The sequence below is a fragment of the Streptomyces sp. DH12 genome (assembly GCF_020873895.1).
GTDB lineage: Bacteria > Actinomycetota > Actinomycetes > Streptomycetales > Streptomycetaceae > Streptomyces.
Genome location: NZ_JAHWGT010000012.1, coordinates 64,043 through 77,131, shown reverse-complemented (window position 1 = coordinate 77,131; position 13,089 = coordinate 64,043). Strand labels below are relative to the sequence as shown.

Genomic DNA, 13,089 nt, shown 5'->3' with positions numbered 1-13,089 from the left:
CAAATACGTGACGCGTTCCCTACAGCCCGTACGCGCCCGGCAAGCCCCCGGCCAAGGCGAGCGCGAAGCCCCCGGACCGGGCGGTCCGAGGGCTCTCACAGGGGCGGTTCGGGGCGCGGACGGGGGCGGAAGCGGGGACGCGGGCGGGGGTGCGGGCGGAGGCGGGGGCACGGAGGCCCGGGAGCGAGGACGGCCGGAGCGCCGCACGGCTCCCCGCTACGGCGCCGTCGTCCGCCGCTCCGACTCCTCCTCCACCTCCTCCGGCTCGCGCCCCGGCGTCGGCAGGTCGAAGAACGTGATCGCGAAGCGGAACACGACGTAGTAGACCACCGCGAACCCCAGACCGATCGGAATGATCAACCAGGGTTTCGTGTCCAGGTGCCAGTTCACCACGTAGTCGATCAACCCCGCCGAGAAGCTGAACCCCGCATGCACCCCCAGCGCCCACGTCACCACCATGGACGCCCCCGTCAGCAGCGCGTGCAACCCGTACAGCAGCGGCGCCGCGAACATGAACGAGAACTCGATCGGCTCCGTCACCCCCGTCACGAACGACGTCAACGCCACCGACACCATCAGCCCCGTCACCTCGTGCCGCCGCTCCGGCCGCGCCGTGTGCGCGATGGCGAGCGCCGCCGCCGGCAGGCCGAACATCATGATCGGGAAGAAGCCCGACATGAACTGCCCCGCCGTCGGGTCCTCCGCGAAGAACCGCGTCAGGTCGCCCCGCACCACCGTCCCGTCCGGCCGCGTGAACTCACCCGCCTGGAACCAGAAGAACGTGTTGAGGAACTGGTGCATCCCCACCGGGATCAGCAGCCGGTTCGCCAGACCGAAGATGCCCGCGCCCCACGCCCCCAGGTCGATCAGGTGCCGCGCGAACCACTCCAGCGCCGCACCGACCGGCTCCCACAGCAGCCCGAACAGCACACCCAGCACCACGCACAGGAACGCCATCTGGATCGGCACCAGCCGGCGCCCGTTGAAGAAGCCCAACCAGTCGACCAGCTTCGTACGGTGGTACCGCTGCCACACCACCGCCGTCAGCAGGCCGATCAGGATGCCCCCCAGCACCCCCGGGTTCTGCGGCACCCCCTCCGGCACGTCCGCCGTCACCGTCCCCTCCCGCGGGAACGCCTGGAGCACGTTGAAGTAGACGAGGAACCCGACCACCGCCGCCAGCGCCGTCGACCCGTCCGCCTTCTTCGCGAACCCGATCGCCACCCCGATGCAGAAGAGCAGCGGCAACCCGAACGAACCGTCCAGGATCGCCGTCCCCCCCTTCAGCAGCACCTCCGACGTCCGCTCCCAGAACGGCCCGTCCAGATACGCCGAGAACAGGTTGCCCAGACTCACCAGCAGACCCGCCGCCGGCAGCACCGCCACCGGCAGCTGAAGGCTCCGCCCGATCTTCTGCAACCCCTGGAACAGACCGCTCCACCGCGACCTGCGCGGGGCACCCGCCCCCTGCGCGCTCTCCTTGCTCATCCGCGTCCTCCCGGAACAGACTGGTGTAGACCAGTTGCGATAGGCTCCGCCCGAGCCCGCCCGCGGGCAGGGTGCCGGTGATCGTCATGTTCGAGGACCGAGCGGCGACTCGCCTGCGTAGATGGGCCAACCGTGAGTTACCGTGACAAACGCTGACGAACGGCGCGCCGAGACTGCGCTCTGCGAACACAGGGAGAAAGACATGGCCAGCAAGGCTGAGAAGATCGTCGCCGGGCTCGGGGGGATCGACAACATCGAAGAGGTCGAAGGCTGCATCACCCGCCTCCGCACCGAGGTCAGCAACCCCGACCTGGTCGACGAAGCCGCCCTCAAGGCCGCAGGCGCCCACGGCGTCGTCAAGATGGGCACCGCCATCCAGGTCGTCATCGGCACCGACGCCGACCCCATCGCCGGCGAGATCGAAGACATGATGTGACCCGCCGCTGACCGGCACCCCACCTCACCGGGCCCGCCCCCGCACCGCCATCCGGCAGTACGGGGACGGGCCCCGCCGCGTCCCCGACCCCACCGCGCACCCCCCACCCCCACTCCCGCCCCCACCCCGGCACACACCACCCCCGCCAGCCCCTAGGCTCTTCGCCATGACCCGAATCGACGGCCGCACCCCCGAACAACTCCGCCCGGTGACCATCCACCGCGGCTGGAGCAAGCACGCCGAGGGCTCCGTCCTCATCTCCTGCGGCGACACCCGCGTCCTGTGCACCGCCTCCGTCACCGAAGGCGTCCCCCGCTGGCGCAAGGGCAGCGGCGAAGGCTGGGTCACCGCCGAATACTCCATGCTCCCCCGCGCCACCAACACCCGCGGCGACCGCGAATCCGTCCGCGGCAAGATCGGCGGCCGCACCCACGAGATCTCCCGCCTCATCGGCCGCTCCCTGCGCGCCGTCATCGACTACAAGGCCCTCGGCGAGAACACCATCGTCCTCGACTGCGACGTCCTCCAAGCCGACGGCGGCACCCGCACCACCGCCATCACCGGCGCCTACGTCGCCCTCGCCGACGCCATCGCCTGGGCCCAGACCAAGAAGCTCGTCAAAGCCGGCCGCAAACCCCTCACCGGCACCGTCGCCGCCGTCTCCGTCGGCATCGTCGACGGCATCCCCCTCCTCGACCTCCGCTACGAGGAGGACGTCCGCGCCGAAACCGACATGAACGTCGTCTGCACCGGCGACGGCCGCTTCGTCGAAGTCCAGGGCACCGCCGAAGCCGAACCCTTCGACCGCAAGGAACTCAACGCCCTCCTCGACCTCGCCACCGGCGGCTGCGCCGACCTCGCCGCCCTCCAGCGCCAGGCACTCGACACCGCCACCCCCTGAGCAACCACGCCGCCCCCCGGCGGCGTCCCACCGAACACGGACGCACGGACACCGCCGTACGCCCGCACCAGCCAGGGGAGGACCCACCCATGCGCCGACACCGCACCACCACCCTCGTCGCCGGCACCGCGCTCACCGCCGCCCTCGCCCTCACCGGCTGCGGCACCCTCGACACCGCACTCGGCTGCGTCCAGGCCGCCGACGCCATCGCCACCAGCGTCGACCGCCTCAGCCAGGCCGCCTCCAACGCCGGCGACCCCACCCAGATCGAGGAATCCCTCACCGCCATCGACCAGGAACTCGCCACCCTCAAGGAGAAGACCGGCAACGCCGACCTCTCCAAGGCCGTCGACGGCCTCTCCACCGGCGTCGAACAGGTCCGCACCGCCGTCCGCGACGGCGACACCACCCCCGACCTCAAGCCCGTCACCGACGCCGCCGCCGAGATCGGCAAGGTCTGCACCCCCTGACCCCCGACCCCCTCGCGATACTGGACCCCATGACCCGCCTGATCCTCGCCACCCGCAACGCCGGGAAGATCACCGAACTCCGCGCCATCCTCGCCGACGCCGGACTCACCCACGAACTCGTCGGCGCCGACGCCCACCCCGACGTCCCCGACGTCAAGGAGACCGGCGTCACCTTCGCCGAGAACGCCCTCCTCAAGGCCCACGCCCTCGCCCGCGCCACCGGCCACCCCGCCGTCGCCGACGACTCCGGCCTCTGCGTCGACGTCCTCGGCGGCGCCCCCGGCATCTTCTCCGCCCGCTGGGCCGGCCGCCACGGCGACGACCAGGCCAACCTCGACCTCCTCCTCGCCCAGCTCGCCGACATCGACACCCCCCACCGACGCGCCCACTTCGCCTGCGCGGCCGCCCTCGCCCTCCCCGACGGCACCGAACGCGTCGTCGAAGGCCGCCTCAACGGCACCCTCCGGTACGCCCCCGAGGGCAGCGGCGGCTTCGGCTACGACCCGATCCTCCAGCCCGACGGCGACACCCGCACCTGCGCCCAACTCACCCCGGCCGAGAAGAACGCCATCAGCCACCGCGGCCAGGCCTTCCGCGCCCTGCTCCCGTCCCTGCGGGAACTGCTGGGCTGAGAGACGGAACGGCCCCGCACGTTCCCAGGGAAGTGCGGGGCCGTCTCTCCGTGGGCCCGGTGGGACTCGAACCCACGACACACCGGACCTAAACCGGCGCCCTCTCGGCCAGCTGGGGTACGGACCCGTCCGGGCCTACTCTAGCGGGCGGCTCACCCCCCGGAAGTGGGGGACCGGCGGGCGAAACCGCCCGTCTGGCTGTGGCACGAGGGGCACAAGTACCGGAGGTTCTCCCGGCGGTTGTCCAACCGGTCGCCGTTGACGTGATCGATCTCCAGGACCAGGCGCCTGCCCTGCCAGGTGTCGCCGATACCGCACGCGGTGCAGAGGCGGGGCACCCCGATGTCGTCCAGGGCCCGCCGCAGCACGGCGGTCTTCACCCGGGGCGAACCGGGCGCCCGCCGCCGCAGGATTTCGCCGGCCGGCTTGCGGGTGGGAGCGACCGCGCCGCGGCGGTGCGCCTGCCCCGTGAAGTGCGCGGTGGACAGTTCGTGCGCCTCCAGCCCCCGCCGCACCCGGGTGCGTGCGGCACCGGTGTCGGGAAGGCCGAGGGCCCGCAGCACCCCCGCCATGCTCCTCGCCCCGGCGACGGCGGCCGCCAGCGGCTCCCGGGGGAGGGGACCGGGGCCGTGCCTGCGACCGCTCGTGAAGTGGGAGGTGTCGATCCCGAACCGGTCGAGCCTCTTCCTGATGTGGCTGTAGGAGCCGTCCTGCGGCGGGCAACCCAGGTACTCCAGCACCTCCCGCACACTGTGGGAGCGCGCCGCCGCCTCCTCCAGACGGTCCCGCGGGTACGCGCGCCTCTCCCGGGTCGGCAGGGCCTCCTCCACGAAGTGGGACGTGTCTATCCCGTGGTGCGCGAGCCTGCCGCGCAGGTACCTCAGGGGCCCGGCGCCGACGGGACCGCCTAGACGGCGCAGGAGGTCCACGAGCCCGGTGGACGAGGCGGCGGTCCTCGCCAGCAGGTCGCGGGTGTACCGGGGCCCGCTCACGCCACGGCCCTGCGCCCGCGGCCCCGGTAGGTGTCGGTGACGGCATGGCAGTTCGGGCAGAGCAGCCGGAGGTTCCCCGGGCGGTTGTCCCACCACTCGCCGCTGAGGTGGTCGACTTCGAGGCGGAGCGGTGAGCCGTTCCACTCGGGTCCCGTACCGCACGAGGCGCACAGCTCCGGCACCCCTCTCTTCAGCAGTTCGCGCCGGAGCCGCTCACCGGGCACTCTGCCCTCCTCCGGTGTCCGGAGGGACAGCAGAGGCCGCCGTGCCCGCGTGGCGCCGGCCCGCCGGTGCGGCGCGAAGTGCGAGGTGTCGATGCCGAGGGCCGTGATCCGGCGGCTGATGTGGGCGTGGTTCCCGCCGACCGGGCGGAGGCCGAGGCGGCGCACGACTTCCCCGACACTGGTCGAGAGGGCGACGGCCTCGCGCAGGGCCTCCTCCGTGTGCCGGACCCACCGCGCGGGGAAGTGCGCGGTGTCCACGCCGGCCTCCGCCATCTTCCGGCGCAGGTAGCGCCGGCTGCCGGCCGTCGGTGTGCCGCCGCACCAGCGGACCGCTTCGTCCCAGTCCTTCGTCGCCCGCGCTGCCTCCCTGAGCAGCTCCGGGGTGTACCTGACCACTGCCATCGCGCCCCCTCCCCGTCCGCCGTTCCCGGCCGTGCGTTCGTGTCTCGCATGGGTCAACGAACCGGTGGGCGGCCGGTCACGTGGGGGACGGGGACGGGGAACGGCCCGGTCGCCGGTGGGGCGGTGCGGGCCGTTCGGGAGGGGGCGGGCGCCGGGGTCAGATGCCGAGGTCCTTGATGATCTTCGCGACGTGGCCGGTGGCCTTCACGTTGTACAGGGCGCGCTCGACCTTGCCGTCGGCGTCGACGACGACGGTGGAGCGGATGACGCCCGTCACCGTCTTGCCGTAGAGCTTCTTCTCGCCGAAGGCGCCGTACGCCTCCAGGACCTTCTTCTCCGGGTCGCCGACGAGAGTGACCCGCAGGTCCTCCTTGTCGCGGAACTTCGCCAGCTTCTCCGGCTTGTCCGGCGACACGCCGATCACGTCGTACCCGGCGTCGGCCAGCACGTCGAGGTTGTCCGTGAAGTCGCAGGCCTGCTTGGTACAGCCGGGGGTGAGGGCCGCGGGGTAGAAGTAGACGATGACCTTGCGGCCCCTGTGGTCCGCGAGCGAGACCTCCTTGCCGTCCGCGTCGGGCAGGGTGAAGGCGGGGGCGGTGTCGCCGGGCTGCAGTCGCTCGCTCATGGTCGTGGGTCTCCTCGCGGCAGTGTGGTGGTACCGGTCCGAGCCTAATGGGGGTCTGTGACAGCCTGCGGGCCGTCGAGCTGACAAACTGTCCGTGACGACCGCGGATCACGACCACCTACGGAGGCAGCTCGGTGTCGGACGCCAGGACCCCCGCGCAGATCGAGGCGGACATCGTCCGCCGGCGCGAGCAGCTCGCCGTCACGCTCGACGAGATCGGCGTACGGATGCACCCGAAGACGATCATGGGCGACGCCAAGGCGAAGGTGGCGTCCACGGTCGACGAGACGGCCGGCCGGGCCTATGTCGCCGTGAACCGGGTGGTGACGGACGTCAAGGCGAGCCTGGTGGCCGAGGACGGCAGCCCGCGCCTGGAGCGGGTGATCCCGGTGGCGCTGCTTGCCGTCGGCGTCATCGGCCTGGTCGCGCTGTCGGGTCGCGGCAAGCGCCGGAGGTAGGCGTCCGGGAGCCCGCGGCCCCCCGGCCGGGGGCCGGTGGGGTGCCCGTGGCGGCCGGGGTTCCGGCCGGGTGCGGGCCCTCCGGCACCCGTGTGCGGTGAGGGCGGGTAAGTTCGTGGCGTGAGCGAGAACACCCACGACAAGTTGCCCATCCGGATGCTGCACGACCGGGTGCTGGTCCGGTCCGACGTCCCCGAGGGCGAGCGCCGCTCGGGAGGCGGCATCCTCATTCCCGCGACGGCGGCGGTGGGCCGCCGGCTGGCCTGGGCCGAGGTGGTCGCGGTCGGTCAGAACGTCCGGACCGTGGAGCCGGGCGACCGCGTCCTGTACGACCCGGAGGACCGTGCCGAGGTGGAGGTGCGGGGGGTGGCGTACGTGCTGATGCGGGAGCGGGACCTGCACGCGGTGGCCGCCGACCGGTTCGAGGGGTCGGAGGACTCCACGGGGCTGTACCTCTGAGCCGCTGAGCCCCGGGCGTCCCGCTGTTCCTGCCCGCCCGCCGCTCCTGCCCGCCCGCTGTTCCTGACGCCCCTCCCGCGGCTTTCCGGCCCCCCGCTATCCTGGGGGGCACCCGACGAGACGCGCCGTACCGGGTTCGAAGGCAAAGACGACGCACCGCTTGTTGCTCTCGTCTCGAAGGGTGCGTGTCGCCATGGCCTGGGTCCTGCTCGTCGTCGCCGGTCTGCTGGAGGTCGGCTGGTCGGTGGGGATGAAGTACACCGACGGGTTCACGCGGCTGTGGCCGAGCGTCCTGACGTGTCTGGGGATCGCCGCCAGCATGCTGCTGCTGGCGCGGGCGGCCCGGACGCTGCCGATCGGCACGGCGTACGGGGTGTGGGTCGGGATCGGCGCCGCCGGTGCGGCGGTCTTGGGGATGGTCGTCTTCGACGAGCCCGCGACCGCCGCCCGGATCTTCTTCGTCTGCCTGCTGCTGGTGGCCGTGGTGGGGTTGAAGGCCACGTCGGGTCACTGACGGCCGGCCGCGGGCCCCGTCCGGGTGGTCGCGCCGTCCGGGGCGGGTGCCGCCGGGTCGGGGGCCGGCGGGGCGGGGGGCTCCGGTCCGCCCGGCGGGCCCGCCGCCTGGTCGGGGCCCGGTGCGCCGCCGGACGCCTGGGCCTGGGACTGTGCCTGGTCGGGGCGGTCCGGGGACGGGTCGGGCCGTGCGGAGGGGGGCCGGCTCGGGCCGTGGCCGCCCTCGTCGTACCGCTGCCCGTCGGGCGCCCACACCTCCTCCTCGTGCGGCTCCTGCCAGGGCGCCGGGGACCAGGGGGGCCGGTCGGCGTCCCAGGGCGCCTCGGAGGGGAGGTCGACGCCCTCCGCCACTTCGAGGTCGAAGTCCCGGGCCGGGCTGCCCTCCAGGGCGGTTCCGGTGTAGTGGGCCCAGATCTCGGCGGGCGGGCCGCCGCCGTTGACGCGGTCGAGGCCGAGCGCCCCGTAGAGGGGGCGTTGGGCGCCGGTGTCGGGGTCCTGCCCCATGAGGGCGACGACGGTGGCGAGGTCGGGGGTGTAGCCGGCGAACCAGGCGGCCTTGTCGTCCTCGGCGGTGCCGGTCTTGCCGGCGGCGGGGCGGCCCGCGGCGCGGGCGGCGGTGCCGGTGCCGCTCTCGACGACGCCGCGCAGCACCGCAGTGGTGGTGTCGGCGGCCTCGCGGCTGACGGCCTGGCGGACGGTGGCGCCGACGGCGGGCAGGGGCAGGGGCTGGTTCCCGGCGGGGTCGATGCGTTCGACCTTGTCGACGAGGGTGTACAGGCCGCGCCGGCCGTGGTTGGCGAGGGTCGCGTACGCCTCGGCCATGTCGAGGACGCTGGCGGTGGCGGGGCCCAGGGCGATCGACGGGGAGGCGGTGAGGTCGGGGGTGTCGGCGGGCAGGCCGAGGGCGATGGCGGTGCGCTTGACCTTCTTCGGTCCGACGTCGACGGCGAGCTGTGCGTAGACGGCGTTGACGGACCGGTCGGTGGCGGTGTGCAGGGGGATGCCGCCGTAGTTGACGTCGTCCTCGTTGGCGGGGGCGTAGAGGGCGCCGGTCCAGCCTTCGACGGGGCGTTTGTTGCTGCCGTCGTAGACGGTGTTCGGGGTGATGGGTTCGCCGGTCTGGGTGGTGGCGCCGTGCGCCACGGCGGAGGCGAGGACGAACGGTTTGAAGGTGGAGCCGACCTGGTAGTCGCGGCGGGTGGCGTTGTTGACGTACTGCCGGGTGTAGTCGACGCCGCCGTAGAGGGCGACCACGCGGCCGGTGGCGGGTTCGATGGAGGCGCCGCCGACCCGTACGTAGCGGTCGGCGGGGTTGGCGGCGGGGTCGAGTCGGTCGGTCACCTGTTCGCGTACGGCGTCGGCGAAGGCGTCCATGCGGCCCTTCTCCAGGGTGGTGGTGATGCGGTAGCCGCCGGCGGCGATGGCCTGTGCGCTGAGGATGCCGTTGCGGGCGAGGAAGGCGTCGACCGCCTGGACGGCGTAGCCGCGCTGGCCGGCCAGGCCGGCGGTGGGGCGGGCGGGCAGGACGCGGGGGAAGGTGAGGCTCCTGCGTTCGGCGGTGGTGAGCCAGCGTTCCTGGACCATGGCGTCGAGGACGTAGTTCCAGCGGGCGAGGGCGCGGGGGCGGTTGGCGGGGCGGGCGCCGACGTCGTAGGCGCTGGGGGCGTTGAGGAGGGAGGCGAGGTAGGCGCCCTCGGCGGTGTCGAGGTCCTGGACGTCCTTGCCGTAGTAGGCGCGGGCGGCGGCCTGGGCGCCGTAGGCGTTGCGCCCGTAGTAGCTGGTGTTGAGGTAGCCCTCGAGGATCTCGTCCTTGGTCTGGCTGCGGTCGAGTTTGATGGCGATGAAGAACTCCTTCACCTTGCGGGTGAGGGTGCGCTCCTGGCCGAGGTAGTAGTTCTTCACGTACTGCTGGGTGATGGTGGAGCCGCCCTGGGTGCCCTTGCCGGTGACGGTGTTCCAGGCGGCGCGGACCAGGGCTTCGGGGTCGACGCCGGGCTCGGTGTGGAAGTCGCGGTCCTCGGCGGCGAGGACGGCGTGGCGCAGGGGGCGGGGGACGCGGGCGAGGGGGACGCTCTCGCGGTTCACGCGGCCGCCCTGGGCGAGGGGGGTGCCGTCGGCGTAGAGGTAGACGTTGGCCTGGGCGGTCGCGGCGGCGTTGGCGGGCGGGACGTCGACCAGGTGGTAGCCGGCGAGGAGGCCGCCGGTGACGAGGAGCGCGAGGAGGAGGATCCCGCCGAGGACGGTCCGCCGGGTGGGGATGATCCTGCGCCATCCGGTGCGGCGGTCGCGCCGGCGGGCGCGGAGGCGGCGGGGCGGCCGGGCGGGTGTGCCGCCGGGGGTGTGGACGGTGGGGTCACGGGGTTCCCAGCCTCCGGTGGTGGGCTGCGGCGGGTCGTCGCTCATGGGTCTCCGGCACGGTCACGTTCGCGGTCACGGTCCGACTGTCTGACTTGTGGCGGTTTGTCGCCTGTCTCATAGTGCAGCAGCCCGGTGCGCTTCCCGTGGATCTGGCGGCCGGACCCACCCGTGCCCGGCCGGAAAAGCGGTCGCGGGCCGTGCGCGCGACTGGCTACGCTCACCCGCTTCGGCCGAGCGTCGGCCGCGCGGGGCGGGAGAGGGCGGAGGCGGCGCCATGCGGCGGGGAGGCGGTGGCGCGGCGCGGGCGGGGGGCGGCGCGGTGCGCGCGGGGGGCGGCGCGGTGCGGCTGTACCTGGCCGTGCTGACCGGTGCCTTCCGTCGTCACGCCACCTACCGGATGGCCACGGCCGCCGGGGTCTTCACCAACACCGTCTTCGGCTTCGTCCTGGCGTTCACCTACACGGCCCTGTGGCGGGAGCGTCCCGGGCTCGGCGGCTACGACCTGCCCGAGGCCCTCGCGTACGTCTGGCTCGGCCAGGCGCTGCTCGCCGCCTGCGCCCTGATGGGCGGCGGCTTCGCGGAGGAGCTGATCGAGCGGATCAGGAGCGGCGACATCGCCGTGGACCTCCACCGCCCCGCCGACCTCCAGCTGTGGTGGCTCTCCGTCGACCTGGGGCGCGCCGCGTTCCACCTGCTGGGCCGGGGGATCGTGCCGATGGCGGTGGGCGCCTGCGCGTTCGACGTGGCGCTGCCCGAACGCCCGTGGACGTGGCCGGCGTTCCTGGTCTCGGTGGCCCTGGGGGTCGTGGTGGGCTTCGCGGTCTGGTACCTGGTGGCGCTGTCGGTGTTCTGGCTGATGGACGGCGCCGGGGTGGCGCAGGCGGCGTGGTTGTCGGGGCTCTTCTTCTCGGGGATGCTGCTGCCGCTGACCGTCTTCCCCGGCGGGTTGGGGGAGGTCGCGCGGACGCTGCCCTGGGCGTCGATGCTCCAGGTCCCCGCCGACGTGTTCCTGGAGAAGCGGACCGGGTGGGCGCTGCTGGAGGCGTACGCCTTCCAGGGCGGGTGGGCGCTGGTGCTGCTGGCGGCGGGCCGGCTGCTCCAGGCGGTCGCCACGCGCCGGGTGGTGGTGCAGGGTGGCTAGGGAACCCGGGGGCGCCGGGGGTCTCGGGGACTTCGGGGACTTCGGTGGTGTCGGTCGGTCCAGGGGGCCGCGGGGGCTCGCGGGCCGTGCCGCGTGGGGGCTGCGGGCGTACGGGCTGATCGCCGCGATGTGGATCCGCTCGACGATGGCGTACCGCTTCTCCTTCGTGGTGTCCCTGCTGGTCGACGCGGTGGCGACCTTCTTCGACTTCGTCGTGATCTGGCTGATGTTCACGCACGTGCGGGGGCTCGGCGGCTTCTCCTTCGCCGAGGTGGCGTTCCTCTACGGCACGACCGGCACCGCCTTCGGCCTGGCGGACCTGGCGGTCGGTCAGGCCGAGAAGGTCGGCCGGCGCGTCCGGGACGGCACCCTCGACGCCCTGCTGGTACGGCCGGCGCCGGTACTGGCCCAGGTGGCGGCGGACCGGTTCGCGCTGCGGCGGCTGGGCCGCGTCACCCAGGGGCTGCTGGTGCTGGTGTGGTCGCTGGTCGTGCTGGACGGGGTGGAGTGGACGCCGCTGACGGTGGCCATGGTGCCGCTGATGACCCTGACGGGTGCCGTGATCTTCGGCTCGCTGATGACAGCGGGGGCGGCGTTCCAGTTCTGGGCGCAGGACGGCGCCCAGGTCACCAACGCCTTCACGCACGGAGGGAACACCCTCCTGCAGTACCCGCCGTCCGTCTTCGCGGGCGACCTGGTGCGCGGCGTCGTCTACGTCGTGCCGCTGGCGTTCGTGAACTGGGTCCCCGCCCTGTACGTCCTGGGCCGGGACGCCCCGGCGGGCCTGCCGCCGTGGGCGGCCTTCGCCCCGCCGCTCGTCGCCGCCGCGTGCGTCGCGGTGGCCGGCCTGGCCTGGCGGGCCGGCCTGCGCGCGTACCGATCGACCGGGAGCTGAGGCATGGACGAGGAAGCGGACTTCATCGAGCTGGACGGCGTGGAGAAGGTCTTCGACGTCCGCCGCAGGGTCGGCCCGCTGCGTCGGGAGAGGCGGCAGGTGCGGGCGGTGGACGGCATCGGCTTCCGCGTGGCGCGCGGCGAGATGGTCGGCTACATCGGCCCCAACGGCGCCGGCAAGTCCACCACCGTGAAGATGCTCACCGGCATCCTCACGCCGAGCGGCGGCCGGCTGCGCGTCGCCGGGATCGACCCGTCGCGGGAGCGCACCCGCCTGGCGCGGCGGATCGGCGTCGTCTTCGGCCAGCGCACCGGCCTGTGGTGGGACCTGCCGCTGCGCGACTCCTACCGGCTGGCGCACCGCCTGTACCGCGTCCCGGACGCCCGGTTCCGCGAGAACCTCGACCGGTGCGTCGAACTGCTCGACCTGGGCGACCTGCTCCAGGTTCCCGTCCGGCAGCTCTCGCTCGGCCAGCGGATGCGCGGCGACATCGCCGCGGCGCTGCTGCACGACCCGGACGTCCTCTACCTCGACGAGCCGACGATCGGCCTGGACGTGGTGTCGAAGGCGAAGGTCCGCGCGTTCCTGCGGGACCTCAACGCCGACCGGGGCACGACGGTCCTGCTCACCACCCACGACCTCACCGACATCGAGCAGCTGTGCCGGCGGGTGATGGTCATCGACCACGGCCGGCTGGTGTACGACGGGGCCGTGGAGGGCCTGTACGAGGCCGGGTCGGGGGAGCGGACCCTCGTCGTCGACCTGGCGCGCGAGCTGCCGCCCCTGGAGGTCGCCGGCGCCCGGGTCGTCCGGGTGGAGGGCCCGCGGCAGTGGCTGGCCTTCCCCGCGTCGGCGTCGGCGGCGCCGCTCGTCGCCGCGGTCGCCGCCGCGTACCCGCTGGTCGACCTGTCGGTGCGGGAGCCGGACATCGAGGCGGTCATCGCGAGGATGTACGCCGAACGCCGCACGCCTTAGGGGGTGTCCCGGTCGATCAGGCCGGGAGCCCGGCATGATCGGCGGGACATCCCCTGGGGGGTGTCCCGCCGGGGAGCGGGAAGGCGTGCCGCGAGAAGGTGGGAAGGATCCGCGACGGTC

The 13,089-nt window shown here is 73.4% G+C and carries 15 protein-coding genes, 1 tRNA gene and 1 riboswitch; of the genes, 10 read left to right on the top strand and 6 right to left on the bottom strand.

The window, feature by feature from the left end:
- Positions 1 to 216: 216 nt before the first annotated feature.
- Positions 217 to 1,488 (bottom strand): PTS transporter subunit EIIC, encoded by a 1,272-nt coding sequence (locus tag LPA54_RS13370; protein WP_228977126.1) that lies wholly within the window; start codon positions 1,486 to 1,488, stop codon positions 217 to 219.
- Between the two features lie 142 nt (positions 1,489 to 1,630).
- On the opposite strand from LPA54_RS13370, the gene LPA54_RS13365 reads away from it, so the two are divergent.
- From LPA54_RS13365 to rdgB, 4 genes are all read left to right on the top strand, one after another.
- Positions 1,631 to 1,924, top strand: coding sequence for a PTS glucose/sucrose transporter subunit IIB (locus tag LPA54_RS13365; protein ID WP_308112843.1), 294 nt, complete (start codon positions 1,631 to 1,633; stop codon positions 1,922 to 1,924).
- Positions 1,925 to 2,090: 166 nt separating this feature from the next.
- Positions 2,091 to 2,825 (top strand): ribonuclease PH, encoded by a 735-nt coding sequence (gene rph, locus LPA54_RS13360; protein WP_228977122.1) that lies wholly within the window; start codon positions 2,091 to 2,093, stop codon positions 2,823 to 2,825.
- A gap of 89 nt (positions 2,826 to 2,914) precedes the next feature.
- On the top strand, positions 2,915 to 3,295 hold the full coding sequence (locus LPA54_RS13355; RefSeq protein ID WP_228977121.1) for a hypothetical protein: 381 nt from the start codon (positions 2,915 to 2,917) through the stop codon (positions 3,293 to 3,295).
- A 29-nt stretch (positions 3,296 to 3,324) separates the two neighbouring features.
- Complete coding sequence (gene rdgB / locus LPA54_RS13350; RefSeq protein ID WP_228977119.1) at positions 3,325 to 3,927, top strand: RdgB/HAM1 family non-canonical purine NTP pyrophosphatase; 603 nt, start codon at positions 3,325 to 3,327, stop codon at positions 3,925 to 3,927.
- Positions 3,928 to 3,978: 51 nt separating this feature from the next.
- Here rdgB and LPA54_RS13345 read toward each other — a convergent pair.
- The 4 genes from LPA54_RS13345 to bcp all read right to left on the bottom strand — a co-directional run bounded on the left by LPA54_RS13345 (position 3,979) and on the right by bcp (position 6,170).
- Positions 3,979 to 4,054 (bottom strand) — tRNA-Leu (locus LPA54_RS13345).
- A 25-nt stretch (positions 4,055 to 4,079) separates the two neighbouring features.
- A complete protein-coding gene (locus tag LPA54_RS13340) occupies positions 4,080 to 4,919 on the bottom strand; it encodes an HNH endonuclease (RefSeq protein ID WP_228977117.1) in 840 nt (279 codons plus the stop codon).
- A complete protein-coding gene (locus LPA54_RS13335; protein ID WP_228977116.1) occupies positions 4,916 to 5,545 on the bottom strand; it encodes an HNH endonuclease in 630 nt (209 codons plus the stop codon). Before LPA54_RS13335 ends, LPA54_RS13340 begins: the two co-directional genes overlap by 4 nt.
- Before the next feature lie 157 nt (positions 5,546 to 5,702).
- On the bottom strand, positions 5,703 to 6,170 hold the full coding sequence (gene bcp / locus LPA54_RS13330; protein WP_228977115.1) for a thioredoxin-dependent thiol peroxidase: 468 nt from the start codon (positions 6,168 to 6,170) through the stop codon (positions 5,703 to 5,705).
- A 134-nt stretch (positions 6,171 to 6,304) separates the two neighbouring features.
- On the opposite strand from bcp, the gene LPA54_RS13325 reads away from it, so the two are divergent.
- From LPA54_RS13325 to LPA54_RS13315, 3 genes are all read left to right on the top strand, one after another.
- Complete coding sequence (locus LPA54_RS13325; protein ID WP_228977114.1) at positions 6,305 to 6,628, top strand: DUF3618 domain-containing protein; 324 nt, start codon at positions 6,305 to 6,307, stop codon at positions 6,626 to 6,628.
- Between the two features lie 120 nt (positions 6,629 to 6,748).
- Positions 6,749 to 7,087 carry a co-chaperone GroES gene (locus LPA54_RS13320; protein WP_010474424.1) on the top strand — a complete coding sequence of 113 codons (339 nt, stop codon included), beginning with the start codon at positions 6,749 to 6,751 and terminating at the stop codon, positions 7,085 to 7,087.
- 85 nt (positions 7,088 to 7,172) lie between these two features.
- Positions 7,173 to 7,245: riboswitch (guanidine-III (ykkC-III) riboswitch) on the top strand.
- Positions 7,246 to 7,280: 35 nt separating this feature from the next.
- The gene (locus LPA54_RS13315; RefSeq protein WP_228977112.1) at positions 7,281 to 7,601 is read left to right on the top strand and encodes a multidrug efflux SMR transporter; all 321 of its coding nucleotides are present in this window, start codon (positions 7,281 to 7,283) and stop codon (positions 7,599 to 7,601) included.
- Here LPA54_RS13315 and LPA54_RS13310 read toward each other — a convergent pair.
- Positions 7,595 to 10,003, bottom strand: coding sequence for a transglycosylase domain-containing protein (locus LPA54_RS13310; protein ID WP_228977109.1), 2,409 nt, complete (start codon positions 10,001 to 10,003; stop codon positions 7,595 to 7,597). The two genes, LPA54_RS13315 and LPA54_RS13310, sit on opposite strands and share 7 nt — an antisense overlap.
- Before the next feature lie 295 nt (positions 10,004 to 10,298).
- On the opposite strand from LPA54_RS13310, the gene LPA54_RS13305 reads away from it, so the two are divergent.
- The 3 genes from LPA54_RS13305 to LPA54_RS13295 are packed head-to-tail and all read left to right on the top strand — an operon-like array spanning position 10,299 to position 12,969.
- Positions 10,299 to 11,099, top strand: a complete 801-nt coding sequence (locus tag LPA54_RS13305) for an ABC-2 family transporter protein (RefSeq protein ID WP_228977284.1) — start codon at positions 10,299 to 10,301, stop codon at positions 11,097 to 11,099.
- Positions 11,092 to 11,994 carry an ABC transporter permease gene (locus LPA54_RS13300; RefSeq protein WP_228977107.1) on the top strand — a complete coding sequence of 301 codons (903 nt, stop codon included), beginning with the start codon at positions 11,092 to 11,094 and terminating at the stop codon, positions 11,992 to 11,994. The genes LPA54_RS13305 and LPA54_RS13300 overlap by 8 nt, the downstream gene beginning before the upstream one ends.
- A 3-nt stretch (positions 11,995 to 11,997) precedes the next feature.
- A complete protein-coding gene (locus tag LPA54_RS13295) occupies positions 11,998 to 12,969 on the top strand; it encodes an ATP-binding cassette domain-containing protein (protein WP_228977105.1) in 972 nt (323 codons plus the stop codon).
- Positions 12,970 to 13,089 lie beyond the last annotated feature (120 nt).

Excerpts from the sequence above, each read along its gene's own strand:
- LPA54_RS13355 (WP_228977121.1), top strand. The coding sequence starts at position 2,915 with ATGCGCCGACACCGCACCACCACCCTCGTCGCCGGCACCGCGCTCACC.
- LPA54_RS13370 (WP_228977126.1), bottom strand. The coding sequence starts at position 1,488 with ATGAGCAAGGAGAGCGCGCAGGGGGCGGGTGCCCCGCGCAGGTCGCGG.
- LPA54_RS13315 (WP_228977112.1), top strand. The coding sequence starts at position 7,281 with ATGGCCTGGGTCCTGCTCGTCGTCGCCGGTCTGCTGGAGGTCGGCTGG.
- rdgB (WP_228977119.1), top strand. The coding sequence starts at position 3,325 with ATGACCCGCCTGATCCTCGCCACCCGCAACGCCGGGAAGATCACCGAA.
- bcp (WP_228977115.1), bottom strand. The coding sequence starts at position 6,170 with ATGAGCGAGCGACTGCAGCCCGGCGACACCGCCCCCGCCTTCACCCTG.
- LPA54_RS13335 (WP_228977116.1), bottom strand. The coding sequence starts at position 5,545 with ATGGCAGTGGTCAGGTACACCCCGGAGCTGCTCAGGGAGGCAGCGCGG.
- rph (WP_228977122.1), top strand. The coding sequence starts at position 2,091 with ATGACCCGAATCGACGGCCGCACCCCCGAACAACTCCGCCCGGTGACC.
- LPA54_RS13310 (WP_228977109.1), bottom strand. The coding sequence starts at position 10,003 with ATGAGCGACGACCCGCCGCAGCCCACCACCGGAGGCTGGGAACCCCGT.
- LPA54_RS13295 (WP_228977105.1), top strand. The coding sequence starts at position 11,998 with ATGGACGAGGAAGCGGACTTCATCGAGCTGGACGGCGTGGAGAAGGTC.